The sequence below is a fragment of the Nocardia cyriacigeorgica GUH-2 genome, from assembly GCF_000284035.1.
In the GTDB taxonomy this organism is placed as follows: Bacteria; Actinomycetota; Actinomycetes; order Mycobacteriales; family Mycobacteriaceae; genus Nocardia; species Nocardia cyriacigeorgica_B.
On sequence record NC_016887.1, the window covers coordinates 3,158,813 to 3,181,198 of the forward strand.

The 22,386-nt window shown below is 66.3% G+C and carries 10 protein-coding genes; 8 read left to right on the forward strand and 2 right to left on the reverse strand.

What is annotated here, in order from left to right; genetic code table 11:
• Positions 1-166: 166 nt before the first annotated feature.
• The 6 genes from NOCYR_RS14240 to mobF all read left to right on the forward strand — a co-directional run bounded on the left by NOCYR_RS14240 (position 167) and on the right by mobF (position 11,613).
• Positions 167-469 (forward strand): hypothetical protein, encoded by a 303-nt coding sequence (locus NOCYR_RS14240; protein ID WP_014351086.1) that lies wholly within the window; start codon positions 167-169, stop codon positions 467-469.
• Positions 470-504: 35 nt separating this feature from the next.
• On the forward strand, positions 505-1,110 hold the full coding sequence (locus NOCYR_RS14245; RefSeq protein WP_014351087.1) for a DUF4192 family protein: 606 nt from the start codon (positions 505-507) through the stop codon (positions 1,108-1,110).
• A gap of 348 nt (positions 1,111-1,458) precedes the next feature.
• Complete coding sequence (locus tag NOCYR_RS14250; protein ID WP_014351088.1) at positions 1,459-2,526, forward strand: DUF4192 domain-containing protein; 1,068 nt, start codon at positions 1,459-1,461, stop codon at positions 2,524-2,526.
• A gap of 174 nt (positions 2,527-2,700) precedes the next feature.
• Positions 2,701-3,213, forward strand: coding sequence for a single-stranded DNA-binding protein (locus NOCYR_RS14255; RefSeq protein ID WP_014351089.1), 513 nt, complete (start codon positions 2,701-2,703; stop codon positions 3,211-3,213).
• Between the two features lie 357 nt (positions 3,214-3,570).
• The gene (locus NOCYR_RS14260; RefSeq protein WP_014351090.1) at positions 3,571-5,115 is read left to right on the forward strand and encodes a hypothetical protein; all 1,545 of its coding nucleotides are present in this window, start codon (positions 3,571-3,573) and stop codon (positions 5,113-5,115) included.
• 546 nt (positions 5,116-5,661) lie between these two features.
• Complete coding sequence (mobF, locus tag NOCYR_RS30795) at positions 5,662-11,613, forward strand: MobF family relaxase (RefSeq protein ID WP_148280635.1); 5,952 nt, start codon at positions 5,662-5,664, stop codon at positions 11,611-11,613.
• Between the two features lie 735 nt (positions 11,614-12,348).
• Here the strand turns inward: mobF and NOCYR_RS29270 are convergent.
• Positions 12,349-13,548 (reverse strand): hypothetical protein, encoded by a 1,200-nt coding sequence (locus NOCYR_RS29270; RefSeq protein ID WP_148280636.1) that lies wholly within the window; start codon positions 13,546-13,548, stop codon positions 12,349-12,351.
• 1,248 nt (positions 13,549-14,796) lie between these two features.
• A protein-coding gene (locus NOCYR_RS14275; RefSeq protein ID WP_148280499.1) for an IS3 family transposase occupies positions 14,797-16,067 on the reverse strand; the annotation gives its coding sequence in 2 pieces (ribosomal slippage) (positions 14,797-15,779 and positions 15,779-16,067; 1,272 coding nt in all).
• Between the two features lie 13 nt (positions 16,068-16,080).
• On the opposite strand from NOCYR_RS14275, the gene NOCYR_RS14285 reads away from it, so the two are divergent.
• Together NOCYR_RS14285 and NOCYR_RS14290 are read left to right on the forward strand one after the other, a co-directional pair.
• Positions 16,081-18,468 carry a putative dsRNA-binding protein gene (locus tag NOCYR_RS14285; protein ID WP_014351093.1) on the forward strand — a complete coding sequence of 796 codons (2,388 nt, stop codon included), beginning with the start codon at positions 16,081-16,083 and terminating at the stop codon, positions 18,466-18,468.
• A 168-nt stretch (positions 18,469-18,636) separates the two neighbouring features.
• Positions 18,637-22,356 (forward strand): CHAT domain-containing protein, encoded by a 3,720-nt coding sequence (locus NOCYR_RS14290; protein ID WP_158430164.1) that lies wholly within the window; start codon positions 18,637-18,639, stop codon positions 22,354-22,356.
• Positions 22,357-22,386 lie beyond the last annotated feature (30 nt).

Here is a 22,386-nt window from a genome sequence, read left to right on the forward strand (position 1 = left end):
CTGCCCCCTTGGCGCAGCCACGCCGGCGGTTGACGCACCGCGCAAGCCGACCGTATCCGTCCTGTCCGACGCCGCATCCGGCACTCGGTGTCGCCGACGTAGATCTCCTGATCCCAGCTGTTTCCGATTTCTGCGCGGACCGCGCGCGTTCTACGGCCATCACTGATTGCTCACTCACCTGTGGAGGTGGACGCTGTTCTCCTACCGTGCGATCTGGCAGATCGACATCCGTGCTCGAGATCCCCTGCATGCCGCCCGCCGCGCATGGGACATCCAGCGTGACCCGGATTCACCGGCCACTGTCTTCGACATCATCGATGAGTTCGGCACCACCTTCCGCGTGGACCTGGCCGAGGACAACCCGCACCTCGACGCCCAACCGATCCTCGCCACACCACCCATGCCCGCATGGATGGCACGGCTGCTCCCCCGACGTTTCCGGCGCCACCGAATCCGCTCCCGCCCATAGCCGAGTTACCGCAAGGGAAGAGAAAGGAGCCCTGAGTGGAATTCGACGACCCTGGTCAACTGATCGCCTCACTGCGCTTACGGACCGAGGAAGGCTGGAACGTCCTCGCTCACCGTGACCAGCCGGCGATCGTGCTTGCCGGCGTGGTCCTGACCGAGAATTCGGTGGCGCATCTGCACGGCTACGCCCGCCTCGGGCTCTACGACGACGATGGCCGGTTCGATCTCGACCAGATTCGCGCGCACCTACGATGGCTCGGCCGCAACGTACAGTCGGATGCGATGTTCGCTCTGATCGTCGACGGCCATGGACCATGCCGGCGGCACCCATGCCGGGACTACAGTCCTGTGCTCGCCGAGATCAGCGCCCTCGCACACTATTGCGGCTGCGAACTGGCCCACGCCTGGCACCTGCACTCGCTCGATCCGGGCAGCGGCTGGACCAGTCTCACCACACCGAACCGCAGCGGCATCATCACCGTCCCCCCGACACCACAAGCGGACAGCCAGGCGGTGTTCACCGACAGGTCGCCCAGACACGGCTCTCACATCGTCAGTGAGCAAATGCTGCTGGAGGCGCTGGAATTTCTTGTCGAGCGAGTCCGCGGTCTGGACACTGAGGCACTGCCTCGCCGGGTGTAGCCGTCGCCTTGCCGCCGGGCGAGGGCACAACCCGGTCGCCGATGCGCGCGCAGCACGACCGATAGCAGCGGCACCGCGGCGATCGACCATGTTTCAGGCCATGCGTCCGGCGGGCCAATCGACGTCAGCACCGATCCCGCCACCCTGCCGGGACGGTGCCCCGTCGCACAACAGGGCGGACATCCGATAGCTCGACCGCCCGCACACCTACGCGCGGCCTACGGGCTCGGTCCCGCCCGTTCGGTTTCCCGCTGTCGTGCACCCGTCGCCGCGACTGCGACAGTCCGCCAGGCGGTTGTGCCCGTTGCCGCACTGCCTTGGCCGCTTCATCGACTCTTGAGGAGTGTCATGTCCGAGTCCACGGTTCGCGTCGACGATCCTGGCGATTTGATCGCGGCGATCCCCTCGATGCTGTCGTTCCCACCGACGCGCTCGCTGGTGGTGATCACACTGCGCCACCGCGACGTGGCCGGCCGCGACCGCGAAACGCTGATCGAAACGGTCGCTCGTTTCGACCTCGGCCCCGACCCCGAGGGCCTCGCCCGTACAGCGGTGCGAGCATGCATTCGCGGCACCGACGCGGTCATGGTCGTCTTCGTCGACGACCGCGCAACACCAAAGGATGCGCAGACCCAGCGTCGGCTCTTGCGCATGTTGACTGACGGGTTCACCGACGCCGGGGTGCGGGTAGCCGGGGCCTGGGCCACGTCCCGGATCGAGGCGGGCGAGCCGTGGCAAGCGGTCACGAACCCGGCTATCGCTGGGACGCTGCCAGATCCGATGTCGGGCGCCGTCGCCGCAGCCACCGCCGCCAGTGGCGGGCCGATACGCCGCTCGCGGGAGGAAATCACTGCCCTCGTTGCTCTCGATTCGTCCGCCGCCGCACAGCTCGACATCGTTTTGCCGGTCGCGCTCGATGAGATCCATCAACGGTGGCGCCTCGCCAGCGACCGAGGCGAGCTCGACGCTATTCGACGCGAGGCGATCGAGTTCATCCTCGACCGCGTCCGCGACATCAGTCGCGGTGAGCAGCCCAGCTCCGACGATCTGGCTCGGATCGCACTCACCGTCGGCGATGGTTTCGTCAGTCTGGTCATGCTGGCGGTGTCGGCGGGCGAGCATGCCCACGCTGCCGAAGCATTGTGGCTGCGGCTGACTCGCTGTCTGCGCGGAGCTGTGCGCGCCGAACCTGCGGCCCTGCTCGCATACAGCGCCTACCTACGTGGCGACGGATCACTGGCCACCAGCGCAATCAAGGCAGCATTCGCCGCCGACCCCGATCACCCGCTCGCAGACCTGCTCGCCGACGCGCTGCGCGACGGTTACCCGCATTCAACGCTCCGCGCACTTGCCGACCACGGAATCGACACCGCCACACAGCTCGGTATCGACCTCCCCCGTCACGCGTCCACCTGACTACCGATCACGCCCAGCCCGGCAAACACGCCGTGCCCACCCAGATCGCCCGATCTCGATCCCGATCCACCTGATCTGACCGCCGGGCGGCAGTTCCGAGGATCCCCCGTATTCCATGCCCGCCTATGCCGAGGGCAATGCCTGTTGTTTTGTCACCGAAGGAGATACCTGATCATGGCCGCAGACACGAACCTTCCCCTGATCGGCAATCTGACTGCCGATCCCGAGATCCGCTACACCCCGGCGGGTGTGCCGGTGGCGAATTTCACCGTGGCCTCCACGCCGCGGGTGTTCAACCGCGCCGCCGGTGAGTGGATCGATGGTGAGGCGTTGTTCATGCGGTGCACCGCGTGGCGGGAAATGGCCGAGAACGTGGCCGAATCACTGACCCGGGGTTCGCGGGTGATCGTATTCGGCCGGTTGAAGTCACATTCGTGGACCACCGAGGACGGGCAGCGGCGCTCCCGAATCGACCTCGAGGTCGACGAGGTCGGTCCCTCGCTGCGGTACGCCACCGCGAAAGTCACCCGCACCCCGCGGCCCTCGGCCACTACCACCGCGACGACGACCGCGGCGGCGGACCGGTCGGGGGATCTGGTCGGCGCAGGTGTCGGCGCCGATCCGTGGAGCGGCAACAACGCGGGGTGGGGCGCGGCAAGTCCCGGCGACGACAGTCCGGGGCTCTGACCGAACGGTGCTGTCACAGGTGATGACTGGAGGTGGGTGAGGGCTGACCGTCTGGCCGCTCGCCCCGCCCACCGATTGCTACCGGACCAGACCCCGCCACGGCTGCGGGCCCGCGCCCGGACGTCCCCGAATTCCCCAGCGCACCGTCACGCCTTGATCCGGCGGTTTCTGGGTTGTGCGCGGGAAATTCGGGGCCGCCCGCGTGGCCGCGTTCCCTCCACCGTGTCGGGGCCCGGCCCGGTCGGCGGCTCTCAGGCGGGTCGACCGACCAGCCGCCCAGCCCTGTGGCCGGGGTGCGTGCGTTCGAGCGCGCGCCCTCGGCGGGCGGGCTCTATCCATTACTCGAGAGGAATCGTGATGACCGCACCAACCCAGACCGGCCCCGTCGAGCCGACCCCATTCACCCTCGCGCTGGCCGAGATCGACGAGCTGCTCGCGACCGACCCCACCGCGGCACGCGCCCGATTCACCGCCGCGCTCACCGTCACCTCCGACACCGAACGCGAACTGCTCGACCAGGCCGTCGACCGGTTCACCCGCTCGCCCTTCGACGTGGCCGCCCGCCAGCTCGGCTGGATGGCCAAGAGTCGACCCGAGTTCCGAGCCCTGATCGCCCATTTCATCACCGACACCGATCCCGGTCTCTACCACCCGGACCCGGGCGCACCGATTGAGGTCGGTATCGAGGTCGCCGAATGGGTCAGCCGCCAGATCCGTCAGCGCCGCGCCGGCGAACGCACCCACGCCGTCCCGTCAGCGGCCACCGACGCCGCCCGGCTCGCACCCGAGGCCGTCGCCTACCGGCGCGCTCGCCGCGGCATCACCGGCGCGGTCGACCTGCGTCACCGCGACCGTGATCGCCGCACCCGAGAACACCACCGCCGCGGCGACGCCGAGTTCGCCGCCTACGCCGCGACCCGCCTGTACGCCATCGACACCGAACCCGGCACCGGTCCAGTCACATCCGATCCCCGCAAACGCGAACATCTGATGTGGGCACACGTGCAGGCTGCGCTGTGGGACCGCTCCTACTTCCTCCACGTCGCCCTCGACTACTGCGACCGCACCCGGGATTTGCTCACCCCACCGCAGCGCACCGACCGCACCGCCGCCGACACCCCCACAGGCCGTGACGCCAGCCTCGACGCCGCCGCCCGCACCCTCCTCGGCGAGCACGCTGAGCCCGCGCCGGCGCGGCGCCGAACCGACTGGCGCAACAGCACGCTGTGGGCGAAGGTAAGCACCGGCGACCAGCGTCGCTTCGCCGCCGCCCGCACCGGGCTGCGCGTGCCCGACAACTACGACGAATCCCGCCCCTACAACCAGCTCGACGAGCCCGAGGACACCTGGGAAGGATCCGGCCTCGACTACGACCGCGCCGTCCTCGTCTCCTACCTCGGGTGGCCGTGTGTCGTGTGCTGGATCGACCGCAGCGACACCGACCGCCGACCAGTCCACGTCCGCGACGGACGCTGCGTCAGCGACGACGGGCTCTGCGATGTGTGCCGCGCCGACGGCCACCCCGGCATCCCGCCGCTGCCCGCACAGTGGACCACCCGCCAGTTCATCGAATCCCGCTGCGCCTACATCGCCACCACCTACCCGCGCCAGGCCCGCGCCCTCCTCGACCGCATCCGCGCCGCCTCCGCCAACTCCGGCAGCCCAGCCTGGCGGATCATCACCCGCTGGATGGACGCCAACCTCGAACGACCCAACCCCGCGCCCCGGACCGCCAACCGCACCCACACCCGGCGACGCCGCACCACCCTCGGAGCCGGACAGCGAGTAACCCGCTGCGACGCCTGCACCCAAACCACCGTCGTGCACGCCGACGGCTACTGCACCACCTGCCGAACCGCCCTCGGACTCACCGTGCCGCCCGTCCACCACAGCGCCGCATAAGCCAGGCGCGTCCGCGGCCGCTGTGAGCGCCACCGCGCTCACGGCGGCCCCGACACTCACTCGCCGAGCACTCTCCACACCTCCTTCCCCTCCGGCCGCACGCCCGGCCCGACGCGCCGGTCCTCGACTCCGGTCCGTCGCGGTGACAACTCCCGCGGCGGACCGGCCACCACATCAGACAAGACGGCCCACTCCACCAACCAACTCGCCATCAACTCCGCCTCCACACACGACACCCACACCACCTGACCCTCATATCTCAACCCCCACCACTTCCACATACCTCCTCCCCCTCCGCTCCTCTCACCTTCTCAACAAGCACACCTCTTGCATCCAGGATCACAGCCGCGTTTATAGACGGAAAAGCGACAGTCCCGCTTCGGTCCGAGACGTCACCGCAGACCGTTCCTGTGGCGGGTTCTGGGCTTCTCCAGGACGATCCGCGCGGACACAATTTGGTCACCACCAGGCGTTTTGGCCGATTTGCCACTATTCAAGTGAACTCGGGGGCTGGCGTTCTTGCTGGCGTGGGTGCTGGCTGGAGGTATGACCGCGACGATTCATAAAGTCGTCGCAGGAAACGGCTATCAGTATTACCTGCGTAATGTCGCCGCGAACGACAATTCCGACCGCGGTCGCGCCAGCCTGTCCGACTACTACTCCGCCCACGGCGAAGCACCAGGCCGATGGCACGGCACCGGCCTCACCGCGCTCGGCGTAGCCCGGGGCGCGGAAGTGACCGAAGCGCAGATGAAATCGCTGTTCGGACTGGGCCGCCACCCCGACGCCGACGACATCGAGGCCCGCGAGTACGACAAGCAGCTCGCGCTCGGCGCCAAGCCCGCTGACGCCGCACGCGCGGCCGACAAAGCCTCCCGATTGGGAAACCCATTCCGGGTCTATGCCGAGGTTTCCGAATTCAGGAAACGCTGCGAAACCGCGTTTCGGGAACACAATTCGACGCACGGACACGACCAGACTGCGGCCATTCCCGACCACGAACGGTCCCGGATCCGCACCCATGTCGCGTTCGAGATGTTCAGCGACGAATACGGGCGCGCACCCATAGATGCGCGCGAATTATCGGGTTGGGTGGCCAAGAACTCACGCCCCCGGTCCACCGCGGTCGCGGGTTTCGACATCACCTTCTCCCCCGTCAAATCGGTGTCCGCACTGTGGGCGCTCGCGCCGCGGTCGGTGTCGGCGAAGATCGAAGCCGCCCATCACGCCGCCATCGACGACGCTCTCGCCTGGTTGGAGCGGCACGCGGTGTTCACGCGGCTGGGGCGCAACGGGATCCGGCAGGTCGATGTCGACGGCATCGTCGCGGCCCGGTTCACCCATCGCGACAGCCGCGCCGGCGACCCCGACCTGCACACTCACGTGCTGATCGCCAACCGCGTCCGCACCCTCGACGGCTTATGGCGCACCCTCGACGGCGCCGCCATCTACCGGGTAGTGGTGACAGTGTCGGAGATCTACAACACCCGCCTGGAACACCACCTCGAACACAACGTGGGCGTGGAATTCGCACCGCGCGCCGAACACGATCCCGGCAAGCGACCGATTCGCGAAATCTTCGGCATCCCGCAGCGTTTGATCGACGCGTGGTCCAAACGTGAGGTGGCGCTGCAGGTGCGACTCGGTGAGCTCGCGGCGGTGTTTCAGCAGCAGTTCGGGCGGGAACCGGTCGCGACGGAAATGTATCGGCTCGCCCAGCAAGCCACGCTGGAAACCCGGCCCGCCAAACACGCCCTGCGCTCGCTTGCTCAGCAGCGCGCCAGCTGGCGGACCGAGGCACTCGCGCTGTTCGGCGGGCGGGAAGCTCTCGCTCGGATGGTCGCGACGGCGTTGAATCCGCCGCGGGCCGGCCGCATCACGCCGACACCGGAGTGGGTCACCCGCACCGCACGGCAGGTCCTCGAGGTAGTGGCCGAGCAACGGTCGACCTGGCGTGAGCACAATGTGCGCGCCGAAGCCGAACGCCAACTCCGCGGCCAGATCATCGGCCGGGATTGGGAACACGTCGTCGCGGCAGTCGTTGCCGAAGCATTGTCACCGCAACAGTCGATCGCCCTCGGCGACCCGGACACCACCGCCGAGCCGATGCTCGCCAAGGTTCCGGCGCCGCTGGCGCGCCGCAGCGGCGCTCATGTGCACGTGCGTGCGGGCGATCAGATCTACACCTCCACCACGGCGCTGGCCGTCGAGGCCGCGCTGATCGAACTCGCGGTGCAACCCGGCGGCCGCAGCATCACCCCCGAGCTGGTCACCGCCGCGGTCCAGGATCACAATCGCGCGTTTCCGGACAGGCCGCTCAACGCCGGCCAAGCCGGCGTGATTCAAGCGTTCGCGACCGCCGGGATGCGGGTCCACACCGCCAACGCCCCCGCCGGATCCGGCAAAACCACCGCCATGAAAGTCCTCACCAACGCCTGGCATACCAGCGGCGGCACCGTGCTCGGACTAGCACCCACCGCAGCAGCCGCAGCCGTCCTCGGGGAGTCGATCGGTGCCCGCGTGGAAACCGTCGACAAAGTCCTCGACGTCATCGCCCGCCACACGCCCAACCCGAACAACGTCGCGCTCGACCGGGAACTGCCGCCGTCGTTGCCGCAGTGGGTCCTCGATATCGACGCCGAGACGTTGGTGATCGTCGACGAGCACGTCAAACTCGGCAACCACAAACGCCTCACACTGCTGCAGTTCCTCACCGCCCGCGGTGCGACGATCCGCTGCATCGGTGACGATCACCAGCTCGCTTCCATCGAAGGCGGCGGCGCGCACACCGACATGGCCGACGCCGCCCCCGAACACACCCTCACTCTCACCCATGTGGTGCGGTTCGCCGCCAGCGGTGAAGCCACCGCCAGCGTCGGCCTGCGCGAGGGCGACCCGGCCGCGCTGGGCTGGTATCTCGATCACGGCCGCATCCACGCCGGGCACGCCGGCGCCATCCACGACGACACCTACACCGCCTGGGCCGCAGATCATCTCGCCAGCCGAGACACAGTCATGCTCGCCGCCACCCACGGCACCGTCACCGCGCTCAACGCCCGCGCCCGCGCCGACCGACTCACCCGCAACGACACCGCACCGAGCGCCGAAGTGCCACTCGCCGACGGGCTGTGCGCGTCGGTCGGCGACACCATCCGCACCCGACACAACGACCCGCGCCTACGACTCGGAAGCCGCGACTGGGTACGCAACGGCTACACCTGGACCGTCACCGCCGTCCACCCCAACGGCAGCATTACCGCCAGCCACCGCCGATCCGGCGGAAAACCCGGCGCCTCTGTGTGGCTACCCGCCGAATACGTGCGCGCCCATGTGCGGCTCGGGTATGCGGCCACGATCGATTCCGCGCAAGGCATCACCGCCGACACCTGCCACGTCGCGCTCACCGGCTCCGAAACGCGCCAACAGCTCTACGTCGCCATGACCCGCGGTGTACACGCCAACCACGCCTACCTACCCACCGCACTCGACGGCACCGAAGGGTCATTCTGGTCCGAACCCGCGATCTTCCCGCGCACCGCCGTCGAGGTCATCCTGCAGATTCTCGACCGCGACGGCGCACAGAAATCCGCCCACACCCAACTGCGGGATGCGCTCGATCCGGTCCGGCGTTTCGGCCGTGCCGTCGACACCTATCACGACACCCTCGGTATCGCCGCCGAACACAATCTCGGCGTAGACGGGCTCGCCCGCCTCGACAACGCCGCCGAGCAGATCCGTCCCGGGTTGACCGACTGCCCCGCATACCCGGTCCTTCGGCAGCACCTGGCGATCATCGCCATGACCGGCGACGACGCGTTCGCCGCGCTGCGCGCGGCCGCGCACGCGCGCGAACTCGACACCGCCGACGACCCCGCCGCCGTCCTGGACTGGCGCCTCGACACCAGCGGCCACCACTCCACCGGCCCCGGACCACTGCCGTGGCTCCCCGGAATATCGCCCATCCCGGACGATCACCCCCTCGCCGAGCACCTGCAGGCGCGTCAGCGCATCGTCACCGAGCTCGCCGACCAGATCCGCAACCACACCCGCGACTGGACACCAGCCACCGCACCAGCCTGGGCACGACCACTCCTCAGCACCACCGACACGGACCTCGTCGGCGAGGTGGCGGTCTGGCGTGCAGGCCTGCATGTCGCCGAACGCGACCACCGACCCACCGGGCCCGCCCGCTACTCCAACCTCGAACGCGACCACCAACACGACCTCGACGAGCGCATCCAGCGCCTGCTCGGCGACCCGGACGCCGCCACCAACCGGTGGGCGCCACTCGCCCAAAAGCTCGAACCCCGCCTCACCCTGGACCCGTTCTGGCCGGTCATGGCCGACAAACTCGACCTCGCCCACCGCGCCGGCCTCGACATCACCACCCTGCTCACCACCGCCGCCGCCAGCCGGCCACTGCCCGATGAGATGCCCGCCGCCGCGTTGTGGGCACGCCTCGAGCTCGAACCCTCCGCCCTCGACGCCCCCCACAGTGCTGTCCTGCACCCGGAGTGGCTGCCCGACCTGAACGCCGTCCTCGGTGCCGAACTCGCCGACCACGTCACCGCCGACCCCGGCTGGCCGCGCCTCGTCGCCGCCATCGACCACGCCACCCCCAGCTCGTGGACACCGCGTGACCTGCTCGCCACCGCCTACGAACTGCTGCTCGCCGCCCAACCCGACGACGCCCCCACCCTGCGCCCCGACCAACTCACCGCCGCACTCGCCTGGCGCATCGACGCCCTCACCCACCACACCCCAACCCCCACCGAATCCGAACACCACCCGGAGCCGACCATGCCCACCAACGACGACGACAATCCCACAGCTGCCAGCCCGCACCCCGACATCCCGCCACCGAGCAATGATCTGCCCGAGGCGATCCAATCCGTCGCCGGAATCTTCCAGGCCGGCAACGTCTCTGCTGCGGTGACAGCGTTCCGATCCATCGCCGCACAAGCGACCGCCGAGCAGCGTTCGGTCATCGCCGAAATCGCCCAAACCCTGTACGACCGCCCCTGGAAAGTCGCGAAAGCCCGTCTCGAATGGCTCGCAAACCAGAACCCCGACCACGCCGCACTCATCCACGCCTGCACACCCGACACCGACCCCGGCGTCTACCAAACCCACGACACCACCCCAAAGCGAGCACAACAGCGCCACCATCGCTACCGCACCAGATATCAACGCCGCTACCGCGACACCACCGACCACACGCCCACAATGTCAGCAAACGACCTCGCCGGCCTCGACCTCACCGACAGCTACCTCGACACCAGCGACGGAAAACCCGGCACACCACATCAATCTCTGCAGCAAGGCGTCTGGAATCCCGAACCTGACAACCGAACAGCACCCGACAAGCCACTCCCAGACGGGCTATGGAACCGCAACAATCAAGCGGACGACCCTATCGGCGAAAACCGCGACTACGACCTCGCCGCCGTCCCCAACCCCCGGACCCTGCCCTGCATATCCTGCGGCATCGAACGCAGCCGCACAGACTCCTCACCCCCACCACCACGCCGCACCGACGACGGCCTCTGCACCAACTGCCGAGACCACCACCCCGGACTCCCCGACAATCCCCACCCCACCCCACTGCACACCCGCTGGACCTACATCACCGAAACCCACCCACCCGACACCGCCCTCGCACTCCTACGCCGCGATTGGCGCGCCCTACCAACCGCCCGACACCGCAGACTCCTCGAAACCTGGGTCCGCGACCACCGCCACACCACACCACAACTACCCAACGATCCCGCCCCCGAACCCGACCACCACACCACCGACAACCCTCTCGCACTACTCACCGACGACGAACTCGCCGAAACCATCACCAACCTCGAACGCACGCTCGCCGCTCCAGAATCCCAGACAGCGATCCACGAACCATTCGCAACCACCGCCGAACACCCGAATACCGAGGCGCTCGCCGAACGCCACCAAGCCGCTCAAGACGCCATCCGCCGCGCGCGCCAAACCGCCGACGGCCTCACCACCGCCACCCGCGACCTCGCCACGGCCCGCGCCCAGCTCGCAGACGCCCGAAAACAACTCACGAACACACCCCGCCGCCGCAGCCAACACAACACCCTTCGCAACCGCATCGAAGAGCTCCTCACCCAACAAGCAACCGCCGAATACCGCCACCGGCAAGCCCGCGACAACCACCGCACTGCCCACCGCCAGGCCACCCAACTCGCCGGACCCGAACCCGGCTGGCACCACGCCCTCAACACACCCGAACCCCTACCCGCCACCGATACCTACGACAGTGGCCGCGGACCCAATCTCGAGGCCGCGCGAACACAGGACCTACAGCGTGAACTCGATCGGCATCGAGCCGAACAACGACGCCGCGGCACACTCACCCTTGACGGCCACGCCACCGAAGCCCGAACATCCGCACCGGATAACACAGCCGAGCAGGTGGAAGTAGTTGACAAGGCCGTCCTGCCTGCAGGGGCTGATCACGATCTTGGATCCTAATACTCGACTCCGCAGCCCAGATACGAAGTCCGGGCCACAACACCGGCCGCCCCCGGCCGCTTGTGGCCGTGCTGCCGGTGCGAGTCGCACGCAACTTCGGCACAGGCGGTCCTGACCGACCTATGGCCCGTCGGCGACGAAAAGGCACGGACACCGCAACGCTAATGCACTCGATCGCGCATCGGCCGAACACCATCATGTCCGCGATCATGCGAGTCCCGTCGGTCCCAGCCGAGCACGGTGGCGCGACTCCGAACGCTTCGACAGCGCCTACAACCGCGCCGCGTGCTCTCGGTCGCGCGTTGCGATCGCTCCTGCGATCGCAACGCGAAGTTCGCGACGACAGGGACGTCGGCGCCGGACCACACTGGCGAAACCCGAGTACGGCGACCTTCGCACCGACCGTGTCGCCGCTAACCAGCACATCAGCCCGGGCCTGCGTTCTCGGTAGGCGCGGAAAATCGCTCGGTCCTTGCCGGTCCTTCCTCCCGACCAATTGGGCGCCATTCCGCCAGTCGGTGAGCTGGGCGTGGCAGGCACCTGTTGAGCAGGGCCAGGGTTCTGTCATTCCACCACCTGGTAGATCGCGAGCTCGGATCACATTCGTCCCTACAGAGCCGGACCGGGCAGAACAGTTTCCCTCGCCGACGAACGCGAGCCGCGGACTCCGCACTTCGCCACCGTGCGCTCGACACGCGGTCACCGGAACGCGGGTGCCCCAGCGCCGGAGCTTCCCTAGAAGAACACGGCCACGATTACGAACAGAGCAACGCAAATCACCAATGTAATGCAAGCAGACATTAGAAATGCACGGATGGCAGTAACCGTAAGACCGCGATCCCATTCGGACTTCGATCTAAGCATTTCGCTCTCGAACCCTACTGAGGACGCGTATTCGACTCGCGGACCCGGGTCTGAAGCACCAGAATCCATCGGCGGTCCTGATGATTCGCCACTTAGACACAGTGCCTGCCTCAGGCCCGACGTATAGGGAAATATGTACTTCGGCAAGCGCTCGGCGACTATCCTGTCACCCATATCGGTCATTAGATAAGCTGCATCCCATTCCTCGTATTCACTGGACGCCATGACACGGTATAATTCTGTCTCTTTTCTCCAATTAGACTTCCCGAACTCTTGGTCGCAAGTACCTTTGTACAGGCGGCCGTCAGTTCCCAAGACAGCTCGATGTTCGAAGTCCCAGTATGACCTATGGTCCTCGCCTGTGCTCATGAGACGTCGTTGAATGATCCAACCTTTTACGGTTGGGTCATCGACGTCGGTAGGCAAGCCATACCGGCTAAGTGCGGTCTTCCTTGCGAGCTCAAGCAGTTCACGCTCAGCCTGGGCGGTGCACCCTCGGCGGTACTCATCCTCGGTTAATTCCTGCCCACCTTTAACGCTTCCAGTATCCACCACACTGGGGACATACGAGGCCGGTGTTTCTACAGACACTACACGTTCCGCCTGAACGTCTGGGCTGCCCGTTGCAGGCTTGGCATTTCTGGAGCGGGACGTAGTGCTTTTCACACTTGAGCATTGACCTACACCTCTTTGGGGGTCGATATCTAGCTGCTTGATCTTCTGAGTCCAATTGCCGAACGGCCTGCGCCCACTGCCGGCAAAAGAATCGATATTCACTTCTTCTAGCGTCGCTCCCGCTTCTTTCGACGTGTGATCATCTTGGTACATCCAGAATCGATATGCGTAGACTTTCCCGTCTGTACCGAGCGCATACTCAAGATCGAACCAGTCGTCGCACCAGTCGTGAGTGTCGTTGTATTTCGTATCCCGGCGGGATTCGACCTGCTCAATCAGCCATCCCGTCAAGGTTGTTCCGTCGTCTGCGGACCAGGTTAGGGTGGGGCCGCCGTTCCGCAACTTTCTTCTTGCGATATTGCTAGCAAGCTTCTGGAACCGGGCGCAGTCGTCCATCTGCCACCTCTTAGCCCTGCCGGATAGGGTCTACACCATCGTAAGTACGGGCGCTCGGCGAGCTTCTTCTCACACGCTCGCTCGCCGATCCGAGTTCATGTTCGCATGCTGGCTAGCCGATTCGTCTAAGTCTAATAGTCAACTGGCACAGCTACCAGTACCGCACGCGTGACCAGCACGGTCACACTGGCACGAGCCATACGACCTCCACCAGCGATCACAGATCACACCCGGCCTAGCTGAAGGTTTCCAGCCACGCACCGCCGACCAATCTCACGCCACCCTGAATTCGCAAACGGTCACGACGATGAGGTCGCCGACCACTGGATCCGGTCAAGCTTCATCGCGGCCTGTGCGCTTGTTCGGGCTCCTCTGCCGCTGATCCGGCGGTCGCGATCGCTGACGTTTCCAGGCCGAACCTCGATCACTTTGGCGGCAAAGTGACGGCCGCACCGATGTTGCATCGCCAATGGGAATGGTGCGCGCGACCCGCAGCCTTCCCGGAGACAATACTCGGTCAGCTCCTCCGATCCGGCGTCAGACCACACCCGGTCGGCCCGTTCGATCCGTGCGGGTTCCGTGCGGAGAGGAGCGGTTCGAGGTTCTCCGGTTGAGCTCCGGAACATGGACTCTGGCCGGACCTCGTTGACACGACCACCAGCGCCATGTAGCCATGATCTTGATTGGCACTCGATCGACGCGCCACAGTGCTAGCGTTGGTGGGCATGCAGGGAAGGATCGCGTTGAGTGCTGCCGGATAGCTGGTCGATCGGATGACGGCCTACAGCTTCGGAAACAAGTGGGTCGGTATCTCCGCCCTCGGCAACCCTCCCCCGCCTGAGCCGCTGCACAAGATGGCGTTGCGACTCCAGGCTGCGGCGCTCACCCGGAAGGTCGCGATAAACCGTGATCAGTCGATCCCTGTCACGAAGCTGCTGAGGTCATTGGCACGTCTGCGCAGCAGATTGGTTCTGTCAGGCCGGGATACGTGGTCCCAAGAGGCCCTCGAGATCGAGCGACTGGTCCGCTCAGGGCGAACACCGGTGTTCCGACCATGGCTGCAGCACGAACTGCAACCATCCCAGCCGGCTGACGCCGGAGGCACGAAGCGCTCGGGGTCGGTAACTTCGTCGAATACTGAACAGTGCTCCGTTCAACCGACGTATTGGAGCACTTCCTACCCTCAGGCGCCAGACTCGCCGTGGTTGCCGGATGCCTCGAGTGAATCCCCCCGGCATGTCCGGAGACTTACTGATGTGACAGCCCGGCCAGGTGCTGGGCTGGGTGTTGAGCGTAGTAGGCGGCCTCCATCTCTGCCGGTGGCACGTCGCCGCAGTACTGGTAGAGGCGCCGGTGGTTGAACCAATCGACCCATTCGGCGGTGGCGAACTCGACCTGATCTGCGTTGCGCCACGGGCCGCGGGGTTTGATCACCTCGGTCTTGTAGAGGCCGTTGATCGTCTCGGCGAGGGCGTTGTCGTAGCTCGATCCCACCGCACCGACGCTGGGCTGGATCCCGGCCTCTGCGAGCCGCTCAGAGAAGGCGATCGAGGTGTATTGAGCGCCCCTATCTGTGTGGTGGACAACATCTTTCACGTCCCAGCCCGCTCGTTCCCGGGTCCATATCGCGTGCTCGATCGCGTCGAGCACCAGCTCTGTCGTCATCGTGGTGCCGGTGCGCCAGCCGATGATCCTGCGCGCGTAGGCGTCGATCACGAACGCCACGTAGACCCAGCCCGACCAGGTCGACACATAGGTCATGTCGGCTACCCACAGCCGGTTCGGTGCTGCCGGCGCGAACTTGCGTCGCACCAGATCCTGCGGCCGCTCCGCGGCCGGATCGGCGATCGTGGTGCGTTTGACCCGGCCGCGGACCGCGCCTCGTAGCCCGTGCCGGCGCATCAGCCGCTCGACGGTGCATCGAGCCACCTCGATGCCCTCACGGTTGAGTTGCAGCCATACTTTCCGGGCGCCGTAGACGCCGTAGTTCTCGCGGTGCACCCGCGTGATCTCCACCGTCAGCTCCTCGTCGCGCTGTCGGAGTTTGCTCGGAAGTCCCCGGCGGTGTTCGTAGTAGGTTGATGGGGCGATCTTGACGCCGAGCTCGGTGAGCGCGGCGCAGATCGACTCGACACCCCATCGCAGGCCACCGTCGACGCGGTGACCCTGGTGGTCGCTGATGTATTCGACGATCAGCGCTGGGGCCGGTCCAGTTCGGCCGCGAAGAAAACCGACGCCGATTTCAGAATTGCGTTGGCGCGCTTGAGTTCCGCGTTCTCCCGGCGCAACCGTTTCAGCTCCGCGGACTCCTCAGTGGTGACCCCGGCCCGCGCGCCGGCATCGACCTGACCTTGGCGCACCCATTTGCGGACCGTCTCCGCGGTCCCGACTCCCAGCAACTCGGCGACCGCCCCGATCGCCACCCACTCCGACTCGTGCTGGTCGCGGACCTCCGCGACCATCCGCACCGCCCGCTCACGCAACTCCTGCGGGTACTTCTTCGAACTCACAGACTTCATCCTTCCTCAAGAGATGAAGCCTCCGGAATCGCCGGGGGGATTCACGAGTGCCCTCATCCGCGAAATCGCCAAACTCGACATCGGTCTCGACGATGATGGGATGCGATGGGTGCGGTGGGCCTGCCTACACCGCAGCTACCTATATGAGTCGATGCCAGATGGTCCCGTCAGCGCCGAGGCCCTCGATGTCCTCGCCAGTCTCGGTTGGGGTTGGATGCGCACGGCGCTGCTCGACCGTGTCAAAGCCCAACGTGGCGACTTCACTTCGAACGTAGAGGTCAGTGCGGCGCTCGCCGCTCATAGCCAGGCCCGATCCGCACTCGGGGCATGGGTGGCAGCCAACAACCTCGGCTTCTTCGGTAAAGGTGAAGCCGCGCTCCTGGCCGGTGGCTCGAACAGCCGCGCCCCCGAAACTGTCGCGATGCAGATCCTTGGAGCGCTGTCGATTGTCACTGCGTCCCAGAGGCCTGCCGACGAGCTCCTCGAGTTGGTTTCGTTCGAACCACGCAGTCCAGAGCCGGACTGGCACACACTGCTCGATTCCCACACCAAGCGTCCACCAACCTATACCCGTAGGGAGTCCGGCCCCGACCACAACAAGCAATTCACGGTGACAGTCGAGGTTAACGGCCGTTCGGCGGAGGCCACTGCAGGTTCGAGCAAAGCAGCGAGGGCGCAGGCCGCGCGTGCCTATGTTCTGCGATATCTGCCGGCGATCGTCCCTGCGAAGCCGACGGTCGCCGGGCCGAACAAATCGACGTTGCCGATGCCCTATCGTGCGAATCTTCCCCAGCATGCTGTAGCACGCGAGTGGGCCCAAAAGGCCTTTGAGGTCGCCGATGCAGGCCTGATCAGTCAGGCTTTGACTCACCGTTCTTGGGTACATGAACATCCGCGCGTAGTGGCCGAAGCACGACAAAACGATTACGGTGCATTGGCCACGGAGGGCTCCGAAGCGCTGACGCATTTGGTTCGCCATCACTGCGCGCTGCGTGCCTTCGACACCACATTTCGACTGCCACCAGAGACCGTCGCCTCACCCTCAGTTGCTGATGAAACGGTGGCGAAGCTGTTCGACACGATGCCACTCGCGACCGGCGTACTCCGATCCTCCGGCACCGCGTTGACTCCATCGATCAAATCCGACGTCGCGCAGTCGCTCATCGGCGCTGCATGGCGCGCCAATGGCGACCTGTTGATGGAGCGCCAGCCCGCATTCCTTGCTAGATGGCTTGCCTCATTCACCCCGCAGGTCGACCCAACCACCCAACTACAGGAGTATTGCGCAAAGGTCAAAGCGGAGTTCCACGTCGACTTCGAACAGCAAGGCCGCGACCACGAGAAGAAATTCCGCGCTACCGTTACGCTCCGCGTCGCCGGGCAACCCGAGTGGCGCGGCGACTGGAAGAGCAGCAAGGTCCAGGCAAAGCACTGCGCCGCAGATGGTGTCCTTCAGGTCTTGTTCGGCGAGCACACCGAACCGTCGCCGACCGTCGACGCACTGCTGCGAGGGATGTTTCTTGCCGAACTAGGCGCTGTGGATCCGCACAGAACCAATTCCGTGAAGGCCCTCGCTTCCGGACAACTCGCCGTCGACCTCCTTGCAGCCGGCGCATACGACGACTTCGCTCGGTGGGCCCAGGCGCGTTCACGGCTCCTACCTAGTAACGCCTCGATAGTCGCGGGCCGCCTCGAGCTCTTCTACGAGTCTGTACTGAAGCAGCGCCGCCGCGACGCCGTCAAGCATTGGGTCATCCAGAATCTCTCCACTGCCACATCGGAGGTCCTGGACGTCGAGCCCCGAATCCTGGATTGGTGCAACGGAGTTCAGCCAGCGAGACTTGCCTTGCTGGAAACACTGCTGACTACAGCCGCGGAGGCCGATCCTTGGCAAGCCGTCCTGGACTACGTCGAGGCGGCCGCGAGAACGCTCGCGCTCGAAACACACGCAGATCTCGAGATCGAGCGGCGCAATGACGCCTCTGGGCACTCGGTGGCAATGCGTCTGCCAGGTTCCACTTTCTCGAACGCACTCGGGCCGATCGTCGACGCCGTGGACAGCATCGTCGGCACGGGATCATGGGCGCGTATGGCCGATATGGTGGTACTGACGATCCCCTCCGCACCGCCAACCACCGACCCCTTGGTGCAGTGCGGAATCGAAGCAGTGCGTCGAGCTTGGCAAGATCCGTGGCTCAATGAGGTTCGGGATGGGCTCAACGAACTGCTCCGCGCGCTGGACGGTGCTGACGATCAGACGACGAGACCACCTGCGGCCCAGCTAGCCGCGATAGTAGCGGCCGAGCAGGCACTTCTTGATCGGCTACGTCTGCGAGATAGTCAAACCGGAACCAGCACAATCGAATCCCAGTTGCCACGCGGGTCATCTCTGTCCACCTGACGCCCTGCACTCCGCACCGATATCGTAGATGTGATGGTCGCTACCTTCAATTTTCGCGACGACTCGACCGCGGTCGATCCGGTGCAGGCCTTATGCGAACGCGCCCGAGCCGATGTGCCTTCGGAATCGGCAATCACTGCATTGACTGTGTGGGCAGAGCTCGACGACTTGTTGCGAAGTCCCTGGCCTGACCGCTGGAAACTGCTGGCGGCTCGAACTGATCTGATCGATGATCGCATCGCCCTGGCCTGCCTGGACCGCGACCCGCTGCTGGCCTCGATGATCCGGCAGAGTGTGCGGATCGGGGTCGAGGCCGCGCATAGGCAGTTCCCGCTCGCCGAAGCCCTGAGCGCGGCGTGCGCCGCGTACCTGGCCGACAGCTGGGACGAACGACGCGCCCTCGTCGTCGACGCCGCCACGGCCCTGGCCTCCGGACCCGAACTGCACGGTCTGTCGGGGTTCATCCTGACCGCGATCGAGCAGCTGGCTGCCGAGGACAACCGAAGCCCGGAGCTGGCGGCAGCGCACAAGATCACGCTGCTGGTACGAAACGGCTGCGACAGCGACGAGCTGGAGGCTGTATGGGCGCTGCTCCGGTTGCCAGCGGAGCAGCTGTGGGAAAATCTGTCAGCAGTCGAATCCTGGCCTTCTCGTGCTGTCGCGCCTGCCGTCGCGCACGTATCGCTGTTCACGTCGCCGGGTATCTCTGCCGATTGGGCCGCCGAGGTCGAGCAACTCCTCAGCGCGGCCCAGCGAGTCGGAATCGTTCGGGCGATCCGCCAGCATCGTCTGGTGCTGAAGGCCCGATCGGAGTTCGACAACGCCGCAACGATGCAGAAGCACAGCAAGACGTTGCTTGACGAGTACCGCGGAACCGGCTGCGGCTGGCTGCTGACTCCCGCCGTGGCGCTGGCCCGGTCCGCCCTCGAAGCAACTGAGCGTAGTGCTTCCTCTGGGGAACTCCTGGCCCGGCATCGGGCGTGGTTCGCTCATGTCGTCGCCGCGTGCGTCGGCGCCGGACGCCTGCCCGCGCGCGACCTCGAGCACGCGTTGCGAGCCCAGCGCGCGGCCGCAGCGGCGGCGCATTCGACCTGCGCGATCCGATGCGACTACCAGTCGGATCTGGCGAACATGATCTCCAACGCCGTCATGCATTCCGTGCTACCGCGCGAGGCGTTGCGTGAAGCTGTGTTTCACGCCTGGACTGTGGTCCGACGCGACTGCGGCAGCCCCCGCAGATTCGTCTACCTTCACACCGCCAGCGCTGTGATGGCCGAAGCCGTCACGGCGGGTGTCGCACGCGCCGCCCTGCTCGGCCGGGCGGTCGCCTTCCAGCACGAGGCTTTGGCGCAGGCGAGCGACGCCGCGCGGATGGCATGTCAGAACAATCTCGGCAACCGCATCAGCCAAGCCCTCGACGCTGGGCTCGAGCTCGCCGACACCTATCTGGACGCGATCGACCATCGGCAACGCGCGCTGGACTCCACACCCGCGCTGCAGGTCAACCGCCCGGATCGGGTAATCAACCTTGCCGCCGGCGTGGCTCGCGGCGTCGCCCTCGGGATCGTGAACGAATCCCGCTACCGAGACGTGCTCGACATGCTCTACGCCCTCGAAACCTGGGACTTCGGCTCCGATCACAAACGCGCGGTCTACTTCGCCGCCACCGCGGCCCGGATCTTCGACGGCGTGTCGACCGGAATACTGCCGACCTCCGACCTCGCCAAAGCCCTGGACCTGCAACGGCAGGCGATGGCCCTGACCCCGGTCGGACACCCGCACCGGGCCGCTGTCGCCGCTGGTCTGGCCGCACGGATACTCGACGCCGTCGAAGGCGGCATTCTCCCGATCGAAGACGTCACAGAAGCGGTCGCCTGGGCCAGGGAATCGCTCGAACTGACCCGGCGCCCGAACGACAAATACGCCGACCGGGCGAGCAACCTCGCAGTCATCCTTAGGCGCGCAGCCGATCTCGGCACCCTCAGCGACGACGCACGACGAGAAGCCGTCGACCTGCTCCGCGCCGCAACGGCCACAACCGCTGCCACAAACCCGCACCACGCCTCGTTCCTGGACGGTCTCGCCTCCGGCATCGCCGCAACTGTCGAATCCGGAGCTCTGCCAGCAGCACACCTGAAAGAAGCACTCCAACTGCAACGCCGCGCCCTCGCCCGAACACCACCCGGGCACCCCGACCGCGCCATGATGTTGTTCAACCTCGGCAACCGCCTCGCCGACTCGGTGCACGCCGGCCGCCAGGTACGCGACGCCCTGACCGAATCGATCGAACTCCATCGCGCCGCGCTCGCGCTGACCTCGCGATCGAATCCCCAATACCTGCTCTACGTAACCAATCTCGGATGCCGCCTAGCCGACTGTGTCGACGCACGGCTGATGCCGGCCGCGGAAGCCGCCGACGAGATGGACACCTTGATCGACATCGTGTGGACTGCGCTCGCCGGCACCTCGTGGAGCGCCCGCCAGCGCCGCATCCACTTGGGCGTGATCGAGAAGTTCGTCGCGGTCGCACCGATTGTGATCCTTCGGGGCCACGGAGAAGCTGCAGCGGTCAGCGCGATCGAAACATTGCGCAACCACTTGCTACCTGAGAGGTCCGTCCCCACCGAACCTGACGCTGCCGTGGCACTGGAGCTGCGCCTTCGGTTCCGGGACGCGGTACAGCACTACCTGCGCACGCGCCGCCTGTACAACTCCGGGTTCGCCTCCATCGCCGACGCCGTTGCCGCGCGCGCCCGCCTGTCGGCGGCGATCGAACCCATTCGCCAACACCACGACCCCGAGTTCGCCGCCCGCCCACGGATCCAGAACCTGACCGCGGCACTGGCACCGGGACAGCTGGCGGTGTACGTGCTGGCCGGAACGCACGGCGGCGCCGCGATCCCGGTGACCACCGCGGGACCCATCCCCGCAATCGAACTGCCCAGGCTCACCCTCGCGCGCGCCCGTGTGGCTCCGACGCTGCTCGGCGACCGGAACGGAATCCGCCATGTGGCCAGGTGGCTGCAGAGCGCGCTCGTCACCCCCATCGAACAGGCGCTGCCCAACCACAAGCGGTGGCTCGTGATCCCCACCGGAACACTGGCATTGCTACCCGTGCACGCCGCAGGTTCGCGAACCCGAGACTGGGCCGACGACCGCATCGAGATCAGTGTCGTACCCGGACTATCCGGCGCGACGAGTCGGCCCACTACGCCGGCAACCGATGCCGGAGTCGCCGCAGTCGCCACCGCCGACGACCTGCCCTTCCTGCGCGCCGAGCAGGCGGTAATCCAGGCATGCAGACCCGCGTATACGGTCCTGGACGGGCAAGACTGCGCGGCAGTCCTGACCGCCGCCGCCTCGGCCCGCATCCTGATCCTGAGCGGACACGCACACCCCTCCACCGATTACGGAGCCGGGCTGCAATTCGGGGACGGCACCCTGGTCGTCGACCACCTGGCCCGGTTGCCACGGCACGAACGCGAACTCGCCGTCGTGAACAGCTGCTGGGGCGCCCGCGCGGCCACCACCCTGGTCGACGAGAGCGTCGGCCTCCCGCACGCACTGCTCGAAGCCGGATTTCGGTCGGTCTCGGCGAGCCTGTGGCCGGTACGCGACATCGTTTCGTTCCTATTCATAGGCAAACTGCTCACCTCAGACGCGCCGCAGCACCACGACGGAACCGAGCTGGTCCGCGCCACTCGGACCTGGCTGCGCACAGCGACCGGCGCCGAACTGCGCCAGTTCGTCCAGACCCTGAGCCCCCGGCTGTCCCTGCCGTTCGTGACTAAACTGATTCTCGAGGACTGGTGCGCCTCCCTGCCGCCTGACACCGCCGAATTCGGCGAACCCGCAGATTGGGGTGCGTTCGCGCGCTACGGAAAGTGACACCTGCGCAAATCCCTCTGGTAGAAGTGA

Excerpts from the sequence above, each read along its gene's own strand:
- NOCYR_RS14250 (WP_014351088.1), top strand. The coding sequence starts at position 1,459 with ATGTCCGAGTCCACGGTTCGCGTCGACGATCCTGGCGATTTGATCGCG.
- NOCYR_RS14255 (WP_014351089.1), top strand. The coding sequence starts at position 2,701 with ATGGCCGCAGACACGAACCTTCCCCTGATCGGCAATCTGACTGCCGAT.
- NOCYR_RS14260 (WP_014351090.1), top strand. The coding sequence starts at position 3,571 with ATGACCGCACCAACCCAGACCGGCCCCGTCGAGCCGACCCCATTCACC.
- mobF (WP_148280635.1), top strand. The coding sequence starts at position 5,662 with ATGACCGCGACGATTCATAAAGTCGTCGCAGGAAACGGCTATCAGTAT.
- NOCYR_RS29270 (WP_148280636.1), bottom strand. The coding sequence starts at position 13,548 with ATGGACGACTGCGCCCGGTTCCAGAAGCTTGCTAGCAATATCGCAAGA.
- NOCYR_RS14285 (WP_014351093.1), top strand. The coding sequence starts at position 16,081 with ATGAAGCCTCCGGAATCGCCGGGGGGATTCACGAGTGCCCTCATCCGC.